Annotated in this window: 18 protein-coding genes; 4 read left to right on the top strand and 14 right to left on the bottom strand. The window is 39.5% G+C overall.

Annotated features, from left to right (window positions below; genetic code table 11):
- Positions 1-59: 59 nt before the first annotated feature.
- From ACKA06_RS16380 to ACKA06_RS16435, 12 genes are all read right to left on the bottom strand, one after another.
- Positions 60-1,325 carry an O-antigen polymerase gene (locus ACKA06_RS16380; RefSeq protein WP_411160173.1) on the bottom strand — a complete coding sequence of 422 codons (1,266 nt, stop codon included), beginning with the start codon at positions 1,323-1,325 and terminating at the stop codon, positions 60-62.
- On the bottom strand, positions 1,315-2,463 hold the full coding sequence (locus ACKA06_RS16385) for a glycosyltransferase (RefSeq protein WP_411160174.1): 1,149 nt from the start codon (positions 2,461-2,463) through the stop codon (positions 1,315-1,317). The genes ACKA06_RS16380 and ACKA06_RS16385 overlap by 11 nt, the downstream gene beginning before the upstream one ends.
- A gap of 43 nt (positions 2,464-2,506) precedes the next feature.
- Entirely contained in the window at positions 2,507-3,826 is a 1,320-nt protein-coding gene (locus tag ACKA06_RS16390) for a nucleotide sugar dehydrogenase (protein ID WP_411160175.1), read from the bottom strand.
- A complete protein-coding gene (locus ACKA06_RS16395) occupies positions 3,801-5,093 on the bottom strand; it encodes a glycosyltransferase family 4 protein (protein WP_411160176.1) in 1,293 nt (430 codons plus the stop codon). Before ACKA06_RS16395 ends, ACKA06_RS16390 begins: the two co-directional genes overlap by 26 nt.
- 2 nt (positions 5,094-5,095) lie before the next feature.
- Complete coding sequence (locus ACKA06_RS16400) at positions 5,096-5,713, bottom strand: acetyltransferase (protein WP_411160177.1); 618 nt, start codon at positions 5,711-5,713, stop codon at positions 5,096-5,098.
- Positions 5,710-6,357 (bottom strand): sugar transferase, encoded by a 648-nt coding sequence (locus ACKA06_RS16405; RefSeq protein WP_411160178.1) that lies wholly within the window; start codon positions 6,355-6,357, stop codon positions 5,710-5,712. Before ACKA06_RS16405 ends, ACKA06_RS16400 begins: the two co-directional genes overlap by 4 nt.
- Positions 6,357-7,472, bottom strand: coding sequence for a DegT/DnrJ/EryC1/StrS family aminotransferase (locus ACKA06_RS16410; protein ID WP_411160179.1), 1,116 nt, complete (start codon positions 7,470-7,472; stop codon positions 6,357-6,359). Before ACKA06_RS16410 ends, ACKA06_RS16405 begins: the two co-directional genes overlap by 1 nt.
- A 131-nt stretch (positions 7,473-7,603) precedes the next feature.
- Positions 7,604-9,424 carry a polysaccharide biosynthesis protein gene (locus ACKA06_RS16415; protein ID WP_411160180.1) on the bottom strand — a complete coding sequence of 607 codons (1,821 nt, stop codon included), beginning with the start codon at positions 9,422-9,424 and terminating at the stop codon, positions 7,604-7,606.
- Between the two features lie 84 nt (positions 9,425-9,508).
- Complete coding sequence (locus ACKA06_RS16420; protein WP_411160181.1) at positions 9,509-9,649, bottom strand: hypothetical protein; 141 nt, start codon at positions 9,647-9,649, stop codon at positions 9,509-9,511.
- 332 nt (positions 9,650-9,981) lie between these two features.
- On the bottom strand, positions 9,982-10,749 hold the full coding sequence (locus tag ACKA06_RS16425; protein WP_411160182.1) for a tyrosine-protein phosphatase: 768 nt from the start codon (positions 10,747-10,749) through the stop codon (positions 9,982-9,984).
- 104 nt (positions 10,750-10,853) lie between these two features.
- Positions 10,854-11,525 carry a CpsD/CapB family tyrosine-protein kinase gene (locus ACKA06_RS16430; RefSeq protein WP_411160204.1) on the bottom strand — a complete coding sequence of 224 codons (672 nt, stop codon included), beginning with the start codon at positions 11,523-11,525 and terminating at the stop codon, positions 10,854-10,856.
- A 22-nt stretch (positions 11,526-11,547) separates the two neighbouring features.
- Positions 11,548-12,291 carry a YveK family protein gene (locus ACKA06_RS16435; protein ID WP_411160183.1) on the bottom strand — a complete coding sequence of 248 codons (744 nt, stop codon included), beginning with the start codon at positions 12,289-12,291 and terminating at the stop codon, positions 11,548-11,550.
- 200 nt (positions 12,292-12,491) lie between these two features.
- On the opposite strand from ACKA06_RS16435, the gene ACKA06_RS16440 reads away from it, so the two are divergent.
- Positions 12,492-13,283: an SGNH/GDSL hydrolase family protein gene (locus tag ACKA06_RS16440; RefSeq protein WP_411160184.1), complete on the top strand. Its 792-nt coding sequence runs from the start codon at positions 12,492-12,494 to the stop codon at positions 13,281-13,283.
- A gap of 331 nt (positions 13,284-13,614) precedes the next feature.
- A complete protein-coding gene (tagU, locus tag ACKA06_RS16445) occupies positions 13,615-14,547 on the top strand; it encodes a polyisoprenyl-teichoic acid--peptidoglycan teichoic acid transferase TagU (protein WP_411160185.1) in 933 nt (310 codons plus the stop codon).
- Positions 14,548-14,598: 51 nt separating this feature from the next.
- Here tagU and ACKA06_RS16450 read toward each other — a convergent pair whose 3' ends face one another.
- Both ACKA06_RS16450 and ACKA06_RS16455 read right to left on the bottom strand, forming a co-directional pair.
- Positions 14,599-19,464: a S8 family serine peptidase gene (locus ACKA06_RS16450; RefSeq protein WP_411160186.1), complete on the bottom strand. Its 4,866-nt coding sequence runs from the start codon at positions 19,462-19,464 to the stop codon at positions 14,599-14,601.
- A 309-nt stretch (positions 19,465-19,773) separates the two neighbouring features.
- The gene (locus ACKA06_RS16455) at positions 19,774-20,652 is read right to left on the bottom strand and encodes a helix-turn-helix domain-containing protein (RefSeq protein ID WP_411160187.1); all 879 of its coding nucleotides are present in this window, start codon (positions 20,650-20,652) and stop codon (positions 19,774-19,776) included.
- Positions 20,653-20,852: 200 nt separating this feature from the next.
- Between ACKA06_RS16455 and ACKA06_RS16460 the strand changes: the two genes are divergently transcribed.
- Together ACKA06_RS16460 and ACKA06_RS16465 are read left to right on the top strand one after the other, a co-directional pair.
- Positions 20,853-21,089 (top strand): hypothetical protein, encoded by a 237-nt coding sequence (locus tag ACKA06_RS16460; RefSeq protein ID WP_411160188.1) that lies wholly within the window; start codon positions 20,853-20,855, stop codon positions 21,087-21,089.
- 251 nt (positions 21,090-21,340) lie between these two features.
- Positions 21,341-22,384 carry an S-layer homology domain-containing protein gene (locus ACKA06_RS16465; protein ID WP_411160189.1) on the top strand — a complete coding sequence of 348 codons (1,044 nt, stop codon included), beginning with the start codon at positions 21,341-21,343 and terminating at the stop codon, positions 22,382-22,384.
- Positions 22,385-22,493 lie beyond the last annotated feature (109 nt).

A 22,493-nucleotide genomic window follows, 5' to 3' on the forward strand; every position in this document is an offset into this window, starting at 1 on the left:
ATATTACAAGCCTTTTACTTATACCTAAAAATCTGCTTCATGAATATATAGTAGGAAGCCTACTCCAGTCTATTTAACATTCTGTTGTCATTAGGAATAAATAAATAAGCAAATAATATATAAAATAGTAAACCATGCGTGAATAATAAAGTTTCGAAAAAGGATGTATTGATAATATAGAGATAACTAAACACAATTCCAAAATATGAAGGATGAAGATTTAGTTGCTTAATTAAATAAATAATGAATCCAAATATACACGAACTAATAAAAACTCCTAATGTGCCTAAGCTAAAAAAACCCTCAGTAAAAATACCTACATTAGCATATAATCCTTTTGATCCTATTACGTTTTCACCGATAAATTGAGGTATGAAGAAATCATATTCATTTTGACCTAATAGTTCTGCTACATTAGAGTGTTTATAAAAGGTGAAATTCCCATTAAAATAATCATAATACACTTGGAATAATCGGGAAGGTGTTAAAAATATTCTTCTAATGTAATCTGCTAATAAATAGGAATCTGCTAAAATATACTGAAATATGGATATAGTAAAAGTAGCCAGTATTGCAAATAGAAAATTTGAACTTTTTTTAAAATAATCTCCTCTAAGAAAAAATAGAGAAGCAATAAAACCTATTAAGATGCTTTTTAAGGCTCCATTTAATAAAAAAATTAGTAAAATACTTATTACAGAAAAGATTGCTAATACTCTCTTTTTATTGTTAATTGAATAAATAAGGAGAAACGGCAACAATACTCGAGAAAGAGGAGAAAAGATATATCCCATTATAAAGTTAGTACTGTTGTTTGCTGCTCTAGATTCGTAAACATCCATAAACAATAGATTTTTGATGTTTATATTAGCTATATTTTGTAAATAAGGAGCTATTAATATTATAGTTACAATCACTAAGGTAATATAAGTTAATGTATCTTTTAAATCTATCTTAATACTTTTCAACCTATTTTTATTACTTCTATCGATTTTATCAATAATATATATTATCCAAAGTGGTATAGCCATATAAATTGCTAAAATAAAATTGGAATTATTATAGACATAAAAAATTGTTTGTCCAAAAAATAATAGAGTTAACGATATGATGTAAACAATACTATAAAGTTTATTTCTAATAAATAAACTAAGACAAATCATAAATAAAACAAAAATTGAAGCAATAGATAATTTATATATTGAAAAATATTGAGTGTGAAACCCTAAGTAGTCAAAATGAATAGCAATAATAAACCTATAATTAATTATCAAAGCTAAATAAATCATTGATAATAGAAGGCTTCTCTTTAATTTACCTTTCATTTATTTTCCCTTCCAGATATAATTTTTGATATTTCTCAGCGACATTCTTCCATTGAAATTTATTTGCTCGCTTCAGGCAGTTTTGAGACATATTGTTATAATTTTTAATTATTTTGGAAACCACATTACATAGCATTTCTGAATTATTTGGATCTACTGAATAACCAACTTCTCCATTTTCAAAGAAACCATCAATCCCTTGGCCTTCAGAATATATAACAGGTATACCTCTTGACATAACTTCAATATATACAAGGCCAAAAGTTTCTTTGAATGATGGCATAACAAATATGTCACAATTATCCATAACTCTTGTAATGGATTTCATATCAGTAATATATCCATGGAAAATAATATCTTTCTCCATATTCAGTTTATTAGATAATTCTTTGCAATGCTTTTCCAGTGGCCCATCCCCTATTACGTCTAAGGATACATTGTACCCTCTGCTATTAAGGACTTGGCAAGCTTGTATTACAGTTTTTAAGTTCTTATTTTTATTGATCGATCCAATAAACAATAATTTTACTTTCTTAGATATAGAAGTGTTCTTTTGTATTAACGCGTTTTCATGCCAATAATCATGTATCCCATTAGGAACCACATAACACTTATTTTCAATTTGATTCAAAATATATGAAGGTAAAACGGAGAGTGTTTGATTTTTATACGCATGAGATAAAAAAATAATAGCTTTAGCATTTAATAGTATCTTATACATAAATAATCTTAAGTGTACTCCGTATTTATAAAATACGTTAATATCAGTATTACGTACATTAACAATATAATTAATACCATATTTTTGATGTAACTTATATGCTGTACCGCCATCACTAAAAAGTGTATGAGCATGTACAAAATCAATTTTACTATCTGACATTATTGAACGCTCTATTACATGCAGTTGTTTTCTAGTTTTATTAAAATAAAAAAATCTATCGTATCTTTTTAAAATATTTTTATAATAGTAATCAACTGTCTTATACTTAGAAGGTAATTGGTTACTCCCAGTAAAACTATCATTCTTTAATGGAACAAATACATGCTGATTTATTTCACTTTTTGAAAGTTCTTTGATCAAATTAGCATAAAGTTTATTACCTATGTAATAAGAACAAATATGCAATAATTCCATTGTCAACCTCCCTAGAAATATCTCAAAAAGAGATACTTAATTTTTATAAGTTCCAATAACTATAACCAACTTGTTTAATCTTTTCTTTGTCTAAAATACTCTTAACATCAACAATAACTCTTTCTTCATTTGGAAATTCTCCAAACATGCTGTCTATTTGCTCCAAAGAAATATCCTTAAATATGTCGTGTGCAACAGCAAAGACAAGGCAATCCGCATCATTTATCATATCGAAGGGCACTAAATCTACTCCGTACTCAGTCTTTGCATCAGCTGGATCTGCATATGGATCGACTACAATTGGTTCAATTTCATAATCATTAAGACGTCTAAGGATATCGTCTACTTTTGAATTTCTGGTATCAGGGCAATTCTCTTTGAATGTGATTCCTAAAATAACAACCTTTGCTTTCTTTACTACCTTGTTTGCAAGAATTAATTCTTTTATAATTGCGTCCGCAATAAATGCACCCATTCCATCGTTAATTTTTCTACCGGATAAAATGATTTGGGAATGATATCCAAGTTTCTCAGCTTCGTACAAGAAATAATAAGGGTCAACACCAATACAGTGACCGCCAACTAATCCAGGAGTAAACTTAAGGGCATTCCATTTAGTGTTCATGGCCTCTACAACTTCTTGTGTATCAATTCCCATGCGATCAAATACCATCGCAAGCTCATTCATAAATGCAATATTGATATCACGTTGACTGTTTTCAACAACCTTAGCTGCTTCAGCTACTTTAATAGCACTCGCGCGATGAACCCCTACTTCAACGACAAGTTCATAAACTTTAGCAATTTCCTCTAAAGATTCTTCATCCATACCCGAAACGATTTTAATGATATTTTCCAATCGATGTACCTTATCTCCTGGGTTAATTCGTTCTGGAGAATAGCCTATTTTAAAATCCACTCCACACTTTAAACCTGACTCCCTTTCAAGAATAGGAACACATATATCCTCAGTCACTCCTGGATAGACTGTAGATTCATATACTACAATTGATCCTTTGGAGAGATTCTTTCCAATAGTTCTACTAACACCTTCTATAGGACTTAAGTTTGGAGTTTTATCAGCGTTTACAGGTGTTGGAACTGCGACAACAAGAAATTTAGCCTCTTGAAGCTTAGCTGGATCTGAAGTAAAATCTACTGTCGATTGACCTATTGTCTCATCACCAACCTCATTGGTAGGATCTATTCCATTCTTATACTGTTCAATTTTTTGAGTATTAAGGTCGAAGCCAATAACGTTAACTTTCTTGGCAAAAGCAACCGCTATGGGCATACCTACATATCCTAATCCTACAACTGCTATTTTTTCCTCTTTATTAACTAGTTTTTCGTACAGGCTCATTTGATTGTTCCTCTCTTTCATTTACATTCTCGAAAATATCGATCAACTTCTCTGTTAATTTATTAAAGTCAAATTGATAAGCGGCTTCACGAGCATTTTTCCCCATCAATTTATTCTTACTCTCATCACTACTTGCTGTAATTATGGCTTTAGCAATTTCTTCTGGATTTTGTACTGGAGCGCTAATTCCACATCCGAATTTATCACAAATACTATAACCAGTTTTATAGGTTTGTACGATACATTTTCCGGCTGCCAAATACTCAAAAAATTTATTCTGACTTTGACCATACTTATCAAGTGATGTACTAGAGTTATGGAGTATATTTATATAAGATTTTTTTAGTATAGCCGGTACATACTTCTTTTCAACTCGGCCTTTAAATAAAACATTATTAATTCCTTCTTCTTTGCAACGTTCTTTAAGTGAATCAGTTTCATCCCCAGACCCATATATTAGGAATCTAATATCTTTCTTACCTTGATTTTGAATTATCTTGGCAGCATCCAACAACATTCCTAGGTTATTAACTTTTCTAATAGAACCAGCATATACAACATTTTTATAATCTTTATTATCTAAATCTGAATCTACTATTTTATGTTCTTCACTATTTTTGTCGAATGTATCGATAACTACTCCATTACTTATATGCTTTACTTTATTTAGATTTATTTTGTTATCCCAATTTTGATCGATAATATATTCTCTTCCACCTTCCCATGTCATTATGACTATGTCGGCATTTTTATATATCCATTTCTCCCCTTGGTATAACACTTTAGCGATTACACTATTTCTTTTTAAAGCACCATACGCCACAATACTTTCTGGCCAAAGATCTCTTACTTCACAAATACACGGTATCCCAAATTTTTTTGCTATCTTTATCCCTGCAACTAAAGTAAGAGGATGAACACTTGAAGCTAAGATCACATCTGGCTTACCATGTATTTTTGCATATTCTTTAGATACAGAAAAAAGATTCTTATAAAAGGTAATCATATTAGTGATTCGTTGTCGCCCATTACCAAAATAACTAGGTGTTTTCACAAAAGTAAAGGGTATTTCATCAATTATTTTTGTAGTGTACTTTTGACTACCTGTATCTATATTTTCATTAGAATTATGAATAGTTGATGCACAAAATATAGTGGGGTTATACCCTTGTTTTTTTAGATTTTCAGCAAACCAATAATGTCTCCCAGCTTGGTCTTTATACATATTTGAAGCATAATGATTCCAAATCCAAATATTCTTTTTCATACTTAAACTCTCCTAACTGGAGCACCAACATAAACTCCTGGGTCTGTTATATCTTTAATCACCACAGATCCTGCCCCTAACTTGCAATCACTAGTTATGTTAATGTTATTACTTACAACACTACCAATCCCTAACCACGATCTTTTCCCGATATATACGGTCCCTGCTAAATTTGCTCCTGGTGAAACATGTACAAAATCTTCAATACAATTATCATGGTCAATAGTAGAACCAGTATTAACAATGCACCCTCTACCAATTCTTGTACAGCAATTGACAATAGTTCCTGCCATAAGAGCTGTGCCATTTTCAATTTCTACTTGCTCACCAATTACTGCAGTAGGATGAATTAATACAGGTATTTCCGCACCTAATGTCTCCAGCTTTTCCTGAACCTTTTGTCTGGTTACATTGTTACCTATTCCTACAAATACTTCGTATTCCTCTATGTACTTTGAGACTTCACTAGAAGTATCTATCACTTCTAAACCCAAAGAAGAATTAATATTTTCATTATCATCCAAAAAAGCAACACTCTGCCATCTATTCATTTTCAAAGCTATATTCGCAACCACTTTCCCATGACCACTAGCACCAATAATTAAAAGCTTCTCTTTCATAGTTCTATTCTTTCCTTTTCATTTCCCTTAAATGGCTCCATAGTAGCTGCAGTCTCCGAATTGATACCTTCTCTAACCAAAGCAGTCTTCAGTGTAAGGAGAATAACCTTCCAATCCCCTCTAAAACTCACATTATCAACGTAATACACATCTAGATTAAACTTCTCTTCCCAGCTAATAGCATTCCGACCATTCACCTGAGCCAATCCAGACAACCCCGGCCGAACTTCATGTCTCCGTTTTTGATGCTCATTATAAAGGGGCAGATATTGTACCAATAAAGGCCTCGGACCGATTATCGACATATCCCCTTTAAGAATATTAAAAAGCTCCGGAAGTTCATCCATTGAGGTAGAACGCAGAAACCTTCCAAACTTCGTTAGTCTCACACTGTCCGGCAACAACTCTCCATTCTGATCCTTTTCGTCGGTCATTGTACGGAACTTATACATCATAAAGACCTTTTCATTAAGCCCTGGCCGTTTTTGTTTAAAAAGTACCGGGCTGCCCAACTTCGTTTTAACAAGTAAAGCTACAATTGGCAACACAGGTATAATAGTAAGAATAATAATAGCAAGTAACGAAAGAGTGAAATCCATCGGTCTTTTTACAAATCTTCTATAAGTACCGCCTTTGGTCTTCATTATTTCAACCACAATCCTTTTATAGTATTAACAACCCTCGTTAAATCCTCATCCGTCATCTTCGTATCAGAAGGCAAACAAACCCCATTCTCAAACAACTTCTCAGAAACACCTGTACCAACGAAAGCATACTTCTCAAAGAAAGGCTGCATATGCATCGGCTTCCAAATAGGTCTGGATTCAATATTCTCCTTTTCAAGAGCTTCCATCACATCTATAGGTCTGACTTGTCCACTCAGTGTCATTGCACTCAACCAATAGTTCGGCTTATCCCAATCATTAACGGGCATGAATTCTACACCTTCGAGACTCTCTAGCTCTCGTTTATAAAAGTCGAAAATATATTTCTTCTTTTCTACTCTTTTCTCTAAGACCTTTAGCTGTCCCCTTCCAATCCCAGCAACAACATTACTCATCCTGTAGTTGAACCCTAATTCGCTATGCTGATAATGTCTCGCTTGATCTCTTGACTGAGTAGCCCAAAATCTAACCTTGGATACTTTGTCTTCATTATTAGATACGAGCATTCCGCCTCCGGAAGTAGTAATGATTTTATTTCCATTAAAGGAGAAGATACCGTAATCACCGAAGGTTCCTGTATGCTGTCCTTTATAATACCCGCCTAATGACTCTGCAGCATCTTCGATAACTGCCACATTATGTTTCCTGCATATTTCCATAATCTTATCCATATCTGCAGAAAGACCATAAAGATGAACCACAATCACGGCTTTAACTTCGGGATACTTTTCGAAAGCTTCTTCTAGAGCTTCAGGGCAAATATTCCATGTTTCTTCGTTACTATCAATAAAAACAGGAATAGCATTTTGATAAATGATTGGATTAGCTGTTGCTGAGAAAGTCAGAGTTGGACAGAATACGATATCTCCCTCGCCAACACCGGCTGCTCGTAATGCCAGATGGATGGCCCCGGTCCCAGAAGATAAGGCGGCAGCCGCTTTGCTACCGACTTTTGCTGCAAGTTCTTTTTCAAATTCATTAACATTTGTCCCAAGAGGAGCAATCCAGTTGGTATCAAACGCTTCTTGTACATATTGCATCTCATAGCCTTCATCACTCATATGGGGTGATGAAAGAAATATTCTGTCTCTCATTATTCAACTCTTCCTTCCAGTATGTAGATCAGTTGCTTATTACTTAACTAGATTTATTCATGTATCTATGTAACTAATAAACAACTAAAGATTTGTCGGCACTGCACCTTTATGCACAGTACCGACAGCATTTAGTTTACATTCGATATCAAAACTTCTTTATTCTTGTTTGCTAAGCTCAGCACATACTGAGATAAGTAATTTTGATCAAATGCTTGATGGTTTTCTACCAGATTAGTTACACGCCCATAATCAAACTCCACCGTCTTCCCAATAAAAATCTTAGGAAATATCGCCTCACCATGAACCTCATTCTCCCCAAGAAGCTCCTCATACATCTTTTCGCCCGGACGAATACCTGCATACTTAATCCCAATCTCATCAATCGTATAACCGGACAATTTAATAAGGTTCTTAGCCAAATCAACGATTTTAACTGGCTCACCCATATCCAAAACGAATATCTCTCCGCCCCGTGCTAGAGCACCCGCCTGCATAACAAGTCTGGATGCTTCCGGAATCGTCATAAAGTAACGAGTCATATCCGGGTGAGTAACCGTAACCGGCCCCCCTGCCTGAATCTGCTTTTTAAACAACGGAATTACCGAACCCCGGCTCCCCAATACGTTTCCGAACCGCACAGCCACAAAGTTTGTCTTACTGTTCTTATCAAGATTCTGAATCACCATCTCCGCAATGCGCTTCGTCGATCCCATCACGTTCGTTGGGTTAACGGCTTTATCAGAAGAAACAAGAACGAATGTACCAACTCCGAATGTATCAGCGGCTTCCGCCACATTCTTCGTACCGATGACATTGTTCTTGACAGCTTCTTTGGGGTTATATTCCATTAAAGGCACATGCTTATGCGCCGCTGCATGATAGACGACATCCGGTTTATGAGTCTCCATTACTTCAAAAATGCGGTTTCTGTCCTGTATGTCTGCAATTATTGGAATAATCTCGAATTCTTCTTTATGTTTGTTGCGAAGTTCCATATCAATCAAATAGATGGAGTTTTCACCATGACCTAATAAAAGAAGCTTTTTAGGCTTGAATTTGCTCACCTGCCGGCAGATTTCAGAACCAATCGATCCTCCTGCTCCCGTAACAAGAATTGTTTTTCCTGTGAGTTTTTCAGAGATACTCTTTATATCAAGCTCCACCGGTTCACGTCCCAGCAGATCTTCAACCTGCACTTCACGGAACTGGTTGACCGATACTTTTCCAGACACGATATCCTCGATCATCGGCATGATCTGCGTCTTGGCGTTAGTCTTGCTGCACTCCTGATAAACATCCTGCAGCTGTCCCTTTTTAAGTGAAGGGATGGCGATGATGATGTTTTCAATATTATATTTTTCTACAATGCTCGGGATATCCTTCGTTCCTCCCAGCACGGTCACTCCATAGATTTGAAGTTTTTGCTTTTTAGCATCGTCATCGATGAAACCGATTGGCTCAAGATCCGTGTCATGGCTCTTGATCAATTGTCTGACGAGCATGGATCCGGCTGAGCCTGCCCCTATGATCAAGGCACGTTTTTTCTCATTTTTCGCCTTCATATAGTAGTCTCGGTACATTCTCCAGGAGAATCTGGAACCCCCGATAAGGATGACATGAAGCATCCATGTAACAAGCAGCACGCGTATGTAGACATTTCCGTTCACTAATAACTGCACAATTCCTGTGACAATGATAGAGAATGTGACGGCCCTGATGATGGCCATCATCTCCCCAACACTTGCGTATTCCCAGGCCTTCTGATAGAGCCTGTATATGAACGCAAACAAGTGATGGCTTGCGAGCAGCGCGATCGAGCTGATGATCAGCGTCGGCAGTGTGTACAGGCTGAATGATGCGAGAAGAATATAATATCCGATATAAATGGCAGTCAACACAATGATAGAATCCAGCAGCATCAGCAGTGACACTCGTTTCGTATAACTCAAATTGATCCCTTCTTTTCTGTTTTTTTCTGACAAAATAAATACCTAAGGAAAATGTACGGCATACCCTTTCCTTAGGCATTTAATCTATTTCTTTTCCTTTAACCGTTGATCAATGGCTTGGTTCAAAAGGATTTGTATTTCTTTCAGGTTTTCAAGCGGTGCGTCCTGATAAATGTAGCGGACGGCTTTCTTGATGCTTTTCGGCATGGTTTTGAAGGTGTTCATGTGGTCTCCTTTAAAATAATGGTGCTTCATGCATATATGTACTGTTCATCATTTTATTTACTTTCAATGAAACAATTACATAAAGCGTTTTCATTGTTTCTCTTTACTTATTTCTTTTAAAATAATAAATGTGGGCATCTAACCCTTCCTCACATCCCGCCACCGACGACCGGCGTCTAAGGTAAGCCTTGTCCTTACCCACGGCGTGACCGAGTGCCTCCATTGATAATGGTTAGGAGACATTCCCAAAATATCTACTGTTGTCTTGTTGACTTCATATCTATGCTCTCAACGACAATAGTACCTTGGAACCTTATTAGAAATTTGACAGACTAGAAGATCCCGAGGAATTTTTTCTTTTTAATCTCTTCTGGAATCTCTTTATAGATCACTTTATTTTCAACGAGCATCTCAGCATTTTCTGTAAAGTAATAGACACTGTCTATTCCGTACTTTTTCTCTATATAGTCCATTGCTTCTTCCATTTTGAACGTGCGGTTGTTGATGTTATGAGCATCAGATGCAATGAAATGGGTCAGGTTTGCTTCTATGATCTGCTGTGAAAACTTTTGGATGTTCTTTCCGAAATAACCTGTGAGGCTGGATGCTGTCACTTGGGTGGCGGCACCGTTCTTGACGAACTTATAGAGCTTGTCCGGCCGCTCGATCAACTCTGCATTCCGCTCCGGATGAACAATTACAGGCGTCAGGCCTTCCACCTGGATGTCATAAAGCAGCCGCTCCGTATAACGAGGAACAGAGCTCGATGGAAACTCTATAAATAAGTATTGAGAATCCTGGTTTAAAGTTAGTATTTCATTCTTTTGATAATCTTCTAAGATTTCACCGTATATTCTGCATTCCTGACCAGGCAGTACTTCCAGGCTTATATTTTCTGTTTCAAGTGTTTCATTGAGGTCTCTAACCATCGGAATGATATCCGACTTTGTATTGTTGTACTTCCCGTTCATATGATGGGGAGTCGCAATGATGGTATGTATGCCCTCAGATACGGCTTTTTTTGCCATGTCGATGCTGTCCTGGATGGTCTTCGCTCCGTCGTCGATCCCCGGCAGGATGTGGCTGTGTATATCGATCATCGTTACTCCCCCTCTGTAGGTACTTCGACTTAACTTTACACTATCCTACATTTTACCTCATTGGGTATGTATGTAAAGAGGTGTAATTTGTCGAATAACTGTTATTATTTTCCACCATAGTAATAATAGTAATTTGTATCTTTCATTTCACGGTTATTCAGTACGACCCCTAATAGCTTAGCTTTGGCTGAATCAAGCAGTTCCTTCGACTTCACTGCCCTGTCCACTTCTGTCGTTCCTGAACTTACGACCAAAATCGTGCCGTCACATTGATTGGCAAGTACCTGCGCATCTGTTACCGCAAGGACGGGCGGGGTATCAAAGATGACCATACTGTACTCGTTATATGCTTCCTCAAAGAAGTGCTGCATCGCTCTCGAACTTAGTAATTCAGCAGGATTGGGAGGAATCGGTCCACAGGTCAGCAAATCAAGGTTTTCCACGTCTGATTGATGAGTAACCTCTGTCAGTGCCTTCTGTCTAGTCAGTACAGTCGTCAACCCAAACGTATTGTTCAGATTGAACGTGTAGTGAGCTGTCGGTTTACGCATATCCGCGTCTACCAATAAGACCTTCTTTCCTTCCTGTGCGAATACCACCGCAAGATTGGCAGAAGTAGTCGATTTCCCTTCTCCCGGTCCTGATGAGGTCACCATTAACGAACGAATTTCCTGATCAATAGAAGAAAAATTGATATTCGTTCGAATCGTCTTATACTGTTCAGAGATAGGGGACTTCGGGTCTGTCTTGGTGATCAGTTTACGCTTCGTATTCATCATCTGTTTTTTGATTTTCTTATTAAGAGCCAACTGTCTCACCTCTTACACTCGATTTACGCTGCATACGGCTTGTCCTTTTCTCTTCCTGATCTTTGATGCGGGTGATGGATCCCAGTACAGGAAGTCCTAACAGCTTTTCTACTTCCTGCTCTGTTTTCACAGTGTTATCCAGGTATTCAAGCAGGAAGGCTATACCGACACCAACCATCAAGCCAACGACCATGGCAATCGCAATATTTAAAAGCGGCTTAGGTTTGATCGGAGATTGATTCTCCCCAATTTCCGCTTTTGCAAGCACACTTACATTATTCACATTCATGATAGTGGGAATTTCATTTTGAAATACAGAAGCTGTCTTATTTGCTATTTCAGCAGCTTTATTAGGGTCGGTATCTTGAACAGACAAATTCAGTACCTGGGAATCCCCTTCGCTTGCTACCGTAATTTTTGAATTAAGCTGGGAGGTTGTCATATCGAGTTTTAATTCTGATATAACTTTTTCCAGAATGGCCGGGCTTTTGATTATGACATTATAAGTTTTCATTAATTGTAGATTCGTTTGGATTTCTCCTTGGTTAATGACGGGCTGTTCTGTCTTGGATTGATTCACTAATAATTGTGTCGAAGATTGATAGACAGGGGTTAAAAGAAAAAAGCTTACCCCTCCACTTACGATCACGGCTGTCAGGGTAATAAATAAAATCAATGAAATCCGCTTCTTCAGCGTTTCCATCAATTCGCGCAGACTGATTGTTTCTTCCATGATTTCCTCCTAAGATTTGAAAAAATATGTATAAGTATAGCATATGTTGTTGTATTTCTTATCATTTCTTGTCATAATTTTAATATACTTGTAATTTTTGCGTACTATCCTATTAAACTACAACTATCCCTCTTTGAAAAGGGGATTACAGTAGTTGGTAATAATTACTTACAAAAATTGCTGAAATTGGAGGTTCCCGTATGAAAAGGTTCCTATTAACTCTGCTTACAATCGGCGGAATTATTTTTCTCATCCTTGGATATATCTACTGGCAGGACAAGACATCGGTTTCTACTACTAATAAGGAAGTTTCTGCAGCCGATATAGAGGATGCTCCTTCTGAGGGGGAGAAAACGAAAGAAACCGCGGAGCAGGAAGGCAGCATGTTTTACTCAAATTGGCCGGAAAGCGCCCAAGAGGATTACCTGGCAGCAAAAGAGAACGGCAAACCATATAAGGTTGCCATCGTCGGATCGACAGCCCTCGGTAAAGATACAAACGGCTGGAGCGAACAGCTGAAGAGTGCATTGCTGGAGAAGGACCCAGATACACTGAATGTTGAGATCTTTCAATACGATACGATCACCATCGACTTCATCTATAGTGAACAATCAGAAGAAGTAGCGGCCTATGCTCCTGATATGGTTCTATTCGAGCCATTCTCACTGAACGACAACACAAAGGGTGTAACGGTGCAGGACAACCACGACAGCATAGAGATCTTTCTCCGCACCCTGAAGGAAGCCAATGAAGATGTGACACTGCTCCTGCAGCCCACATACCCGCTATACAACGCAACCTACTACCCAGGCCAGGTTGAAGAACTCCAGGCCTTCGCCGAAGAAAAAGGCTACACCTACCTCAACCACTGGGAAGAATGGCCTGAAGACGAAACACTCGATGACCTAAACGGCGACAACGAACAAGCCCCAAGCGAAGAAGGACATAAACTATGGGCTGATTACCTAATTAAATATTTCATTGCAGAGTAAAGAAAAGTGTCCGGCATCGACATCCTTGAGGGGAAATTGATGCTGGACACTTTTTGTTTTGTAAGTTGAATTTAATACTATATATTAACCGGCTCCAGCTGATGATTGGAGTGGAAGACGAAGACTCCTGCGGGAAAAGCGAGTTAGGTGAGACCCCGCAGGAGCGCATGCGACGAGGAGGCTCACCAACCGCCCGCGGAAAGCGAAGTCTTCCACGGAAATCATCAGCGGTATTTCAACTATTATATTATTAAAATTCCACTATCCAATCTCCTAAATTTTTGATATGGTATAAAATAGCGATAAATTAATCCATTAATGAGGTATAAAAATGAGAAGCGATAAACATAAAAAGAAAAAACGCAAATGGCCAAAGGTATTGGGGATTGTTCTATTACTCTTTTTACTCGCCGGCGGTGCATACGCCTTCACCGTCTACCAATCTTTAAATAAAGCAGTCGAAACAATGCACGACCCGATCGAACGCGATAAATCCCCTAAACGGGAAAAAGAAGTGAAATTCGAAGGCAAAGATCCTTTCTCGGTTTTACTACTGGGAGTGGACGAGCGTGAAAATGATAAAGGCCGTTCAGATTCAATGATTGTCCTGACTGTTAACCCTGATGTGAAATCAGTGAAGATGATCAGCATCCCGCGTGATACATTGACAGATATCGTTGGACATGGTACACGCGATAAGATCAACCATGCTTATGCATTCGGCGGAGTCGAGATGTCCATGGATACCGTTGAGAACCTTTTGGATATCCCGATTGACTATTATGTACAAATCAATATGGAAGGCTTTGAGGATATTGTGAATGCCGTTGGCGGCGTCACAGTAGATAACGATATTGATTTTTCTTATGGCGGTTACGACTTTAACAAAGGTGATTTGAATTTAAGCGGTAAAGAAGCTTTGGCCTTTTCCCGTATGAGATACGAAGACCCACGCGGCGACTTCGGGCGCCAGCTTCGTCAGCGTGAAATCATACAGGGTGTCATCAATGAAGGAGCGAGCGTATCAAGCCTGTGGAAGTTCGATGATATCTTTGATGCCCTTGGCAGTAACGTAAAGACAAATCTGAAGTTTGAAGAGATGGTCGATATCCAGAAGCATTATAAAGCGGCTTCTCAAGACATCGAACAAATTCAGATCAAGACAGGTTCCGGTACAAAAATTGATGGAATCTACTATTATGTGATCCCTGACGAGGAACTGGAAGAAATTCAATCTACTTTGCAAAAACATTTAGAATTATAGAATAGAAGAAAGAGGGAGCAGCCCGCGGGCCGCTCCCTCTTTCTTTATCTCTTACATTTCATCCAGTACGTTCAGCATACGGTAAAGCATCACTGCTGTTTCCGCACGGGTTGTGTGTACTTTAGGGTCGAAGCTGTTGTCAGCGCGTCCCTTGATGATTCCAAGTTCGTTCGCTAGGTAAACGGCTTCCTTCGCGAATGCACCGATATGACGGTCATCCTTGAATTTGTTTGACGGCTCCATGCCTTCAAGAAGTGTTTCATCTTGATAACCAACGGCACGGACAATCATCAATGCCATTTCTTCGCGTGTGATCTTGGCATCCGGACTGAATGTTCCATCCAGGTTCCCCTTGACGATTCCTGCACGGTATGCAGCTTCTACCCCTGCATAAGCCCATTCCTTGCTTTCTTTCACGTCCTTGAAGATGCCTTCATAAGATTCTGTCGGCAGACGCAATGTTCTGGACAGAAGCACGGCAAATTCAGCACGTGTCAGGTCTTGCTGAGGAGCGAATGTCGTTTCGGACTTACCGCTTGTGATCTTGCGTGAAGCAAGTACTTCGATTTCGTCCTTCGCCCAGTGTTTCTTCACATCCGAGAATGTGAAATCATTCTCGATGACTGCATACGTGGAGAAGTGGCTTGTTTCGAATGTGAAATGATCACCGTTCACTTTCCCTCCGACATACTCCCACTTATCTGCATCCTCATTGTGGTAGAATGCAGCTGTTTTACGTTTGTCATTTACCTTGTCACCGTTGATCGCGAATGTTACCTTCACCGGTGCTGCAAATGTAGTGACTGCTGTCTCTTTACCGTCTTCTACGTAAGACACCTGAATGTCATAAACGGAAGAACGCAGCGTTTGATTGTCTTTGAGTTCGACTTTGGATTTGTCTGCTTCTACAAGTGAAATCTTCACATCTTTTGAAACATCCCCTAAGTCTGCTACCACTTTCTTCGGAAGCTCTACCGTTACACCCTTACCATCAAGAACGAGGTTCTTTTTGCTGTCTGCAGCTTTAGCAACTGCTTCCTTCTTGAGGGTGATGGCTTTAGAATCCACTTCAAGTTTTACTGAATCACCAGAAGCATCTTTGATTGCCTTTTCCATTTCGTCTCCGTCAACAACACCATCTTCCGGTGCCGGCTCTGGATCTGGAGTTGGGTCTGGATCCGGTTCAACTGGATCAGGCTCTACTTCGCCTTGTTTCTTGATTGTGATTTCTTTCGTTGTTTCGTGACCTGCAAGGTCCGTTACAGAGAACACGAATTTGTTATCGCCTTCCACAAGTTGAAGCTCTGTTTCAATTGACTTTTTGAAGCCTTTCATTTCATACGGCTCTACTAATTCATTGTAGAAGATTTCATTGTCGTTTTGATAAAGTCGAATTTCATCGAAATTATCTTCCACTTCGACATTTACTTTGATGCTGTCTTTTGAATGTCCTACAGAGGCAGGGACATTTTTGACTGTTAATGTCGGTGCTGTTGAATCAACGAAGAATCGGCGTTGGAAATCGATCTTGTTATCGTTGCCGTCCGTCACCGTAACATCGACATTTTTCACTCCATCATTTTCAAATGATAGTGTAGTCGAGAAGTCGTAACGATTCTCTTTTTCATTGAAAACAACATCGACTTTCTTGCCGTCAATCAGCAATTCTTTCACACCTGATTTCTCATTGATATAACCAGATACTGAAGGAGTCAGCGTGTCCACTACCCCAAGCGCTTCTGGTGTGATCCAGTGGATATCAGGAATGTCGGATTCACCTGAATCTGCAACACGGATTGTCGTTTTGTTTCCTGCATAGTCTACAGCCACAACATCGACATAATTTCTTTCACTTGCTTTTGTTTCAAATGAGTAAGCGGTTGAATCACCAGCTAACGTTTTAACTGTCTCACCATTGACTTTCACTTCGATTGAAGCCACTCCCGAACCTTCCTCCACTACATCAGAGAAAGCAAGGGCATTGTCTTCTTCATTGTACGTAACATCCATAGCAGGAGCTGTTACATCAAGCTCGATCGGGAACTTGAATGATTGCCATTCAGCACCAGGATAATCAAGCAGGGCTTTTACTTCATAATAGTATTCGCCTTCCGCAGCTGGTTTCAGGTTGATATTACCGTCCCAGGCGCTTGCGGATTTCACATAATACGGTGCAGCTGCGCCGCCATCGTAATAGTTTTTGCGAATATTGTTTTCATTGCGTAAAGTACGCAATACATTGCCTTCACGATCAAGTACGTTGTATTGTACCTTCTTCGCATTACGAAGGAAGGAAACGACAGGGAATGCTGAATCAGCATAACCATCTCCGTTTGGAGAGAATGCAGCCAGATCTTTACTGTAAGCATCTTCAAACTGATCATACCCCAAGAAGTCCCAATCTCCGGATAGCATGGCTGCCATACCTGTTGCACCATAGTAGGTATTCACTTCATCACTCAGATGTTCATCAAGGATCGGAGCTTGCGTCCAGTCACCCTTGAATCCAACATAAGGAAGTGACAGTTCATGCTGCCCATCATTTGACAGTGTAAGGAAACCTTCTACAAAGTATCCATTCGGGAACATGGAATCTGCACCAACTAAAGTAGCTAAATCATCACCCAGAACCTTCGCATTTGTTAAGTCAACCGATACATCGACTTTTACTGTGCTGTTTGCTCCAACTTCCAAGGAAGTGATTTCTTCCCCATCTTTTGAAATTAAAACATCAGTATCCTCGATTGCTTGAGGCTCAAGTTCCAGAGTGCCTGAATATCCAAGGAAACCGCTGTTTGCGAAATCCGTTTGAACATTTGCCCCGACATCGTAAGAAACAGCTTCATCACTGAAGTTCTCGACATTTACAGAGAACGTGAATTGATCTCCTACTTCTTTAAGGGAAGCTTTCCCCAATCCGGAATTCACTTCTGTTACAACCACCGGAGTCGAAAGCGCTCCATGAAGCTGCATGATTCCTGCTCCCTGACGGCGCGGAGAATAAGGATTGCTCCATCCAAACGTTTCATTGACAGGGCTTTTATCAATGACAGGCTCCGCCGTATTCATCAATAAATTCTTTGCCATGTTGACACGGTCTGAACCAGTTAAGTCAAACTGTTCGTCCACACGCTGAAGGACGAGTGCCGCACCTCCTGCAACATGAGGAGCAGCCATTGACGTTCCACTCATATTGCCATACGTATCATCATTCAGTGTGGAATAAATTTTGCCGCCCGGCGCTGTGATCTCAGGTTTGAAATCAAGGTTAGGCGTCACTCCCCATGAGGTGAAGTTCGACATTTTATCCTCCATCGGGTTCGCTGCCGCAACCATATCACCAGTGAAAACGACTTCCATGCTTTGACCGGCTTCTACTTTTTCTTTCAAGTCAGTACCTTCGCTGACACTTAAAGAAACCATTGGTATTGAGTGTGCGTCGATTGCCATGTTGACATAGTCGCCATGGCTTTCTGCACCGCGGACAATAACACCGGCAGCACCGTTCTCAATAGCTGTCGCTTCTATTTGAGCATAAAAGAAACCGCCTGTCCGAACTGCAAAAACAATCTTACCTTCTACATCTTTACCTTCATAATTTTCCGGTTCCCCAGTACCAACATACACAACTTCTTTCTTTTCACCTTTAAACAGATCCAAGAAATCTGGTGTATCCTGCTTTTGGTATCCTACTGTTTTGTATGCTTCTCCATCCAGGTATACATCCATAGCATCAACCGTGATGGTCGTATTTTCAAGGGAAGCTACCTGTAATGAATTTGTGGAAATACCTGGTGATCCCACAACACCAATATCAGGGTTGGATGATAGCGGGTTCCAGTACCCATTTCCATAATGAGCTGAGTTACCGGCAGAAATGGACATCAACACGCCATTCTCAACTGCACGCTCAACTGCTTTCTGTTCAGGATCTTCTGGTGCAACAAATGCTGCAGTAGATCCAAGACTCATGTTAAGGACGTCTGCCCCTAACAGGATGGCATCATCAATTGCTTTAACATAGATATCACTCCATGTAGAAGGCATTTCCGGGTCGTTACCAAATACTTTCAGACCAAGGATTTGCGCTTCAGGTGCAACACCTTTGATTCCGCCGTTTTCCTCATCTCCATTAGCACCCACCGTACCGGAGACGTGCATACCGTGCATGGAAGCCGCAGCTCCCAAGTCGCGGATTTCACTGTTTTGATCCATATAGTTATAGCCGTATGGGACCTTATCAGTGTAGAACTTCCCAGGGAGATCATGTTCTGACACAAGTGAACCAACCTTTTCTTTCGTCAAGTCCACCTTTGTATCTTCGGAAAGGACCATATCGCGGTGGTTGTAGTCAATACCTGTATCGATTACCCCTACGACCATGCCTTGTCCTTTGTATCCGTAATCTCTCCATGCATCCTGCGCCTCGACGATGTCTTTACTGTATTTCATGTCAGGCTTGATTTCAGGACGCTTATACTCATGTACAATATGTACACCTTCTACATCTTTCAATTTCTTGATGCGTTCGATTTCTTCATACTTCACTTCTGCACTGAATCCATTCAAGACAGTTGTGAAGCTGTTGATGTATTCTGCATCTACTTTCGAATCTTCAATCTGCTTCTTTACTTGATTCTGTGCTTCCACAGCATCGCTTTGAAGATCCTCTTTCGCAGATCCGCTTAAATCTTTATATCTAGTATTCTTTTTGGTTGCATACTCAATCGCTGTCTCGCCTTCGACTTCGACAATGATACGCACTTTGTCATTCGCATCATACTCGGTCTCGTCCGCAGCGAGCGTTTTCTTTCCGTCCGTGGTCGGCTTAGGTTTAATAGGCCCTAATGCCCCGAAAGCCGCGTTAGAAAACGATAGTAATAGAATCATGAGTATCGCCAGCGTTTTCTTCCCCAATCTGTTCCCCTCCTGTATTTTTATAATTTTGAGAATAATAGAAATTCTCGCCTGTAAAATTTACCACAATTTTCTTTCATTTGTAAATATTAAGAATGTTATTGACATATTTTTAACAGAAATGTAATAAAAAAGTGGTGGTTTTTGTCGTATTTTGCATCAAAAATACTTATATTGTCCTAGTTACACTTCAAGGAAATAGAGTACTATATAATTATAAATCGGAGGTGTGTTTTAAAAATTGACTCTTTTACATAGTAAATAAGCCGCACCTCCTGGATGGAGGCACGGCTTATTTAGTAAAATATATCATAAAGAAAATTGATCTATTTTCTTCCGGATGTACTGAATGAACTTATCATCACCCTGAAGCTCAAACACGATCAACGCTTTTTGCATGTAGGTTTGTGCTTCTTTTGTTTTGCCCTGCAGTTCATAGTTATACCCAATATGGTAGTGAAGTTCCCCGAGCAGGTACATATTATCCTTTTCAATGCACCAGTCGATGGCGTCCTTGCAGTATCTCGTTGATTGAGCAATATCCTCGAGCCTTGTAAGCACCCTGGCGATGTTGTAATACAACCTGGTCTTAATCGTGTAATCCGAGAGATGGGGAAGTGTTTCAATATGGGCCTTCACCTCTTGATAGATCTTGAGGGCATTTTCCTGTTCTCCCTCTTCAAAATACATGACCCCGATGGTAAGCAAAATCTCAATCTCCCGCTCCGTCCATATCTTATCCGTTGTATGAGTGAGGGCAATCGACTTCCTGAGTGTCTCTTCTGCTTTTTCCAGGTTCTTATCCAGCTCGAACTGATAAATCCCTTTATGCCACTTCAGCAATTGGAGATTTCTGTTATTATTAAAAAACAACGGATTTTCTTCTTCGGCCGTGACAATTTCACGCATTTCATTATAGTTCATATTTCTCCTGGCGATCTGCAGCTGCCTTCCCGTTTCCTGGACATAATCAAGCCGTGGCGTCATCCCGATATCAAAGAAATAGTTGACATCCACCCCGAGTTTCCTTGAGATTAGAAATAGGGTTGAGGCATATGGAAAGACATCACCTTTTTCGATCTTACTGATTTGAGCCTGGGTACAAATCCCCTCTGCTAGCTCTTCCTGTGAAAGACCTATATTTTTCCGTAGTTCTCTGATTTTCTGACCTACGATTCCAAAATCCATGTGTATCTCTCCTAAAAAATATTCCTATAATTATATTTTTATTAATAATTAGGCGTAAAGCTTATCTTTTGACGCGAAATATGGTCAATAAGGCCCTAGAAAGGACTTATATGCATTTGTTAATTATGCTTTAATATAGTTAACGACTATTACTTAATGATACCTAAAAACTTTCACTTTGAAAAAGGGAGGAAATACCCATGAAAAAAACTTTATTATCTGTAATGAGTGCCTCTTTCTTACTGATCGGTGGATTTGCAGCTGTTCACGCACCATCTAACGATACAGCAGAACTGCCTTCTGTCTATTCAAAAACTCAGGTTGCTGCTGAACTGCCATCTGTCTATTCCAAGGAGCTGCCATCCGTATATTCAGTGAAGGAAACCGCTTCAGAACTTCCATCGGTTTATTCTGCTGAACTGCCTTCAGTATACTAATCATAACTAACTCAGGCGCCTCCATTTGGGGGCTTTTTTTGTATACATTTTACCTTTATTCCTATTAAGCACGATGCTGCTCTCCTCTATATTATAAGTTAGCCATTTCAGCTGTATTTTCCTGCCTTAGCCCCCACCTTTTATTTCATTATTTTTCCACAAAAATATTTTTAAAACTATATTACAATTCCATTACAAATAGATTATATTATTCTAGTAACTAACTTGTTTCCCAAATGGAGGGTATTTCGTTGAAAAAAGGATTTATTACATTATTGGTTGTGGCTCTGGCTTTTGCCTCACTGCCATTCACAGCCGCTGCCGCTTCCTTCAAGGATATCGGCGGAACGTATGCAAAAGAATACATTGAAGTTTTATCACAGAAAAATATTATCAGCGGGTACAATGACGGTACTTACCGTCCTCAGGAAAAAGTGACACGCGCACAGTTTGCCAAAATGCTCGCCCTTGCGCTTGAACTTCCAGGCAGCCCCGATGCCGCTAAAGGCTTTAAGGATGTTAAAGACTGGGCAGATCCGCATGTAGGCGCCCTTGTGGAGGCCGGAGTGACAAAAGGGATCCGCCCTGATTTCTTCGGAGCAGACAACCCGATCACCCGCCAGGAAATGATCGTCATGTTCGTCCGTGCGATGGGCATGGAACCTTATGCCGTACTGACAAATCCTATATCCGGATTTGATGATGAAGCGAAGATTTCCCAATTTGCTTATAACCATGTGGCGTTTGCCGAAGCGATCGGATTTGCTGAAGGAAGCAACAACAGCTTCATGCCGACAACTACTGCCGATCGCGCTGCTGCTGCAAAGTGGATCTACAACTTCACGATTGATGAAGAAAAATACTTCAACCGCGCACTCAGTTTCATCGTAGGAAATACAATGACACTTGAAAATGCCGAACGCGCAAAGAAGATCGATGAAGACACTGTCCGCATTTACAATTTTGACAGAACGACAGAGGACCGTGATCTTGTTGAATTCATGAATGAGCTTATGGTCCGCTTGAACTATGAATATCTTTATTTCCTTGACGGAATGTTCTGGAATGAATCAGCAATCTCAGTCAAATCAGACTTGGTCAACACTGCTATGGATTTCTGGCAGTCCGAATACAGCGGCTATACACTTAAAGTAAGTGCTACAGATGCTTCAGCAAGATTGACGGCTCACCTGAATGAATTTTTTGCAGACGAAGAAAATGTCTACTATTCTTATTCAATCTTAGAAGAAATGCTCTTTTTCGCTGAAGATGAAGGAATTATTGAAATGAAATAATGCTGGTTCCTGCACTCTCTTTTATGGGTGCGGGATTTTTTATGAATTTTATATGGAAAATAATGCTTAAATTGCCGATAATAGTATAATAGTCTTATATTTTATAAAA

Origin of the sequence: Rossellomorea oryzaecorticis, assembly GCF_045897515.1 — a bacterium.
GTDB lineage: Bacteria > Bacillota > Bacilli > Bacillales > Bacillaceae_B > Rossellomorea > Rossellomorea enclensis.

What these genes read in the sequence shown, in the direction of transcription:
- ACKA06_RS16380 (WP_411160173.1), bottom strand. Translation starts at nt 1,325, where the DNA reads ATGAAAGGTAAATTAAAGAGAAGCCTTCTATTATCAATGATTTATTTA.
- ACKA06_RS16385 (WP_411160174.1), bottom strand. Translation starts at nt 2,463, where the DNA reads ATGGAATTATTGCATATTTGTTCTTATTACATAGGTAATAAACTTTAT.
- ACKA06_RS16390 (WP_411160175.1), bottom strand. Translation starts at nt 3,826, where the DNA reads ATGAGCCTGTACGAAAAACTAGTTAATAAAGAGGAAAAAATAGCAGTT.
- ACKA06_RS16395 (WP_411160176.1), bottom strand. Translation starts at nt 5,093, where the DNA reads ATGAAAAAGAATATTTGGATTTGGAATCATTATGCTTCAAATATGTAT.
- ACKA06_RS16400 (WP_411160177.1), bottom strand. Translation starts at nt 5,713, where the DNA reads ATGAAAGAGAAGCTTTTAATTATTGGTGCTAGTGGTCATGGGAAAGTG.
- ACKA06_RS16405 (WP_411160178.1), bottom strand. Translation starts at nt 6,357, where the DNA reads ATGAAGACCAAAGGCGGTACTTATAGAAGATTTGTAAAAAGACCGATG.
- ACKA06_RS16410 (WP_411160179.1), bottom strand. Translation starts at nt 7,472, where the DNA reads ATGAGAGACAGAATATTTCTTTCATCACCCCATATGAGTGATGAAGGC.
- ACKA06_RS16420 (WP_411160181.1), bottom strand. Translation starts at nt 9,649, where the DNA reads ATGAACACCTTCAAAACCATGCCGAAAAGCATCAAGAAAGCCGTCCGC.
- ACKA06_RS16425 (WP_411160182.1), bottom strand. Translation starts at nt 10,749, where the DNA reads ATGATCGATATACACAGCCACATCCTGCCGGGGATCGACGACGGAGCG.
- ACKA06_RS16430 (WP_411160204.1), bottom strand. Translation starts at nt 11,525, where the DNA reads ATGAATACGAAGCGTAAACTGATCACCAAGACAGACCCGAAGTCCCCT.
- ACKA06_RS16435 (WP_411160183.1), bottom strand. Translation starts at nt 12,291, where the DNA reads ATGGAAGAAACAATCAGTCTGCGCGAATTGATGGAAACGCTGAAGAAG.
- ACKA06_RS16440 (WP_411160184.1), top strand. Translation starts at nt 12,492, where the DNA reads ATGAAAAGGTTCCTATTAACTCTGCTTACAATCGGCGGAATTATTTTT.
- tagU (WP_411160185.1), top strand. Translation starts at nt 13,615, where the DNA reads ATGAGAAGCGATAAACATAAAAAGAAAAAACGCAAATGGCCAAAGGTA.
- ACKA06_RS16455 (WP_411160187.1), bottom strand. Translation starts at nt 20,652, where the DNA reads ATGGATTTTGGAATCGTAGGTCAGAAAATCAGAGAACTACGGAAAAAT.
- ACKA06_RS16460 (WP_411160188.1), top strand. Translation starts at nt 20,853, where the DNA reads ATGAAAAAAACTTTATTATCTGTAATGAGTGCCTCTTTCTTACTGATC.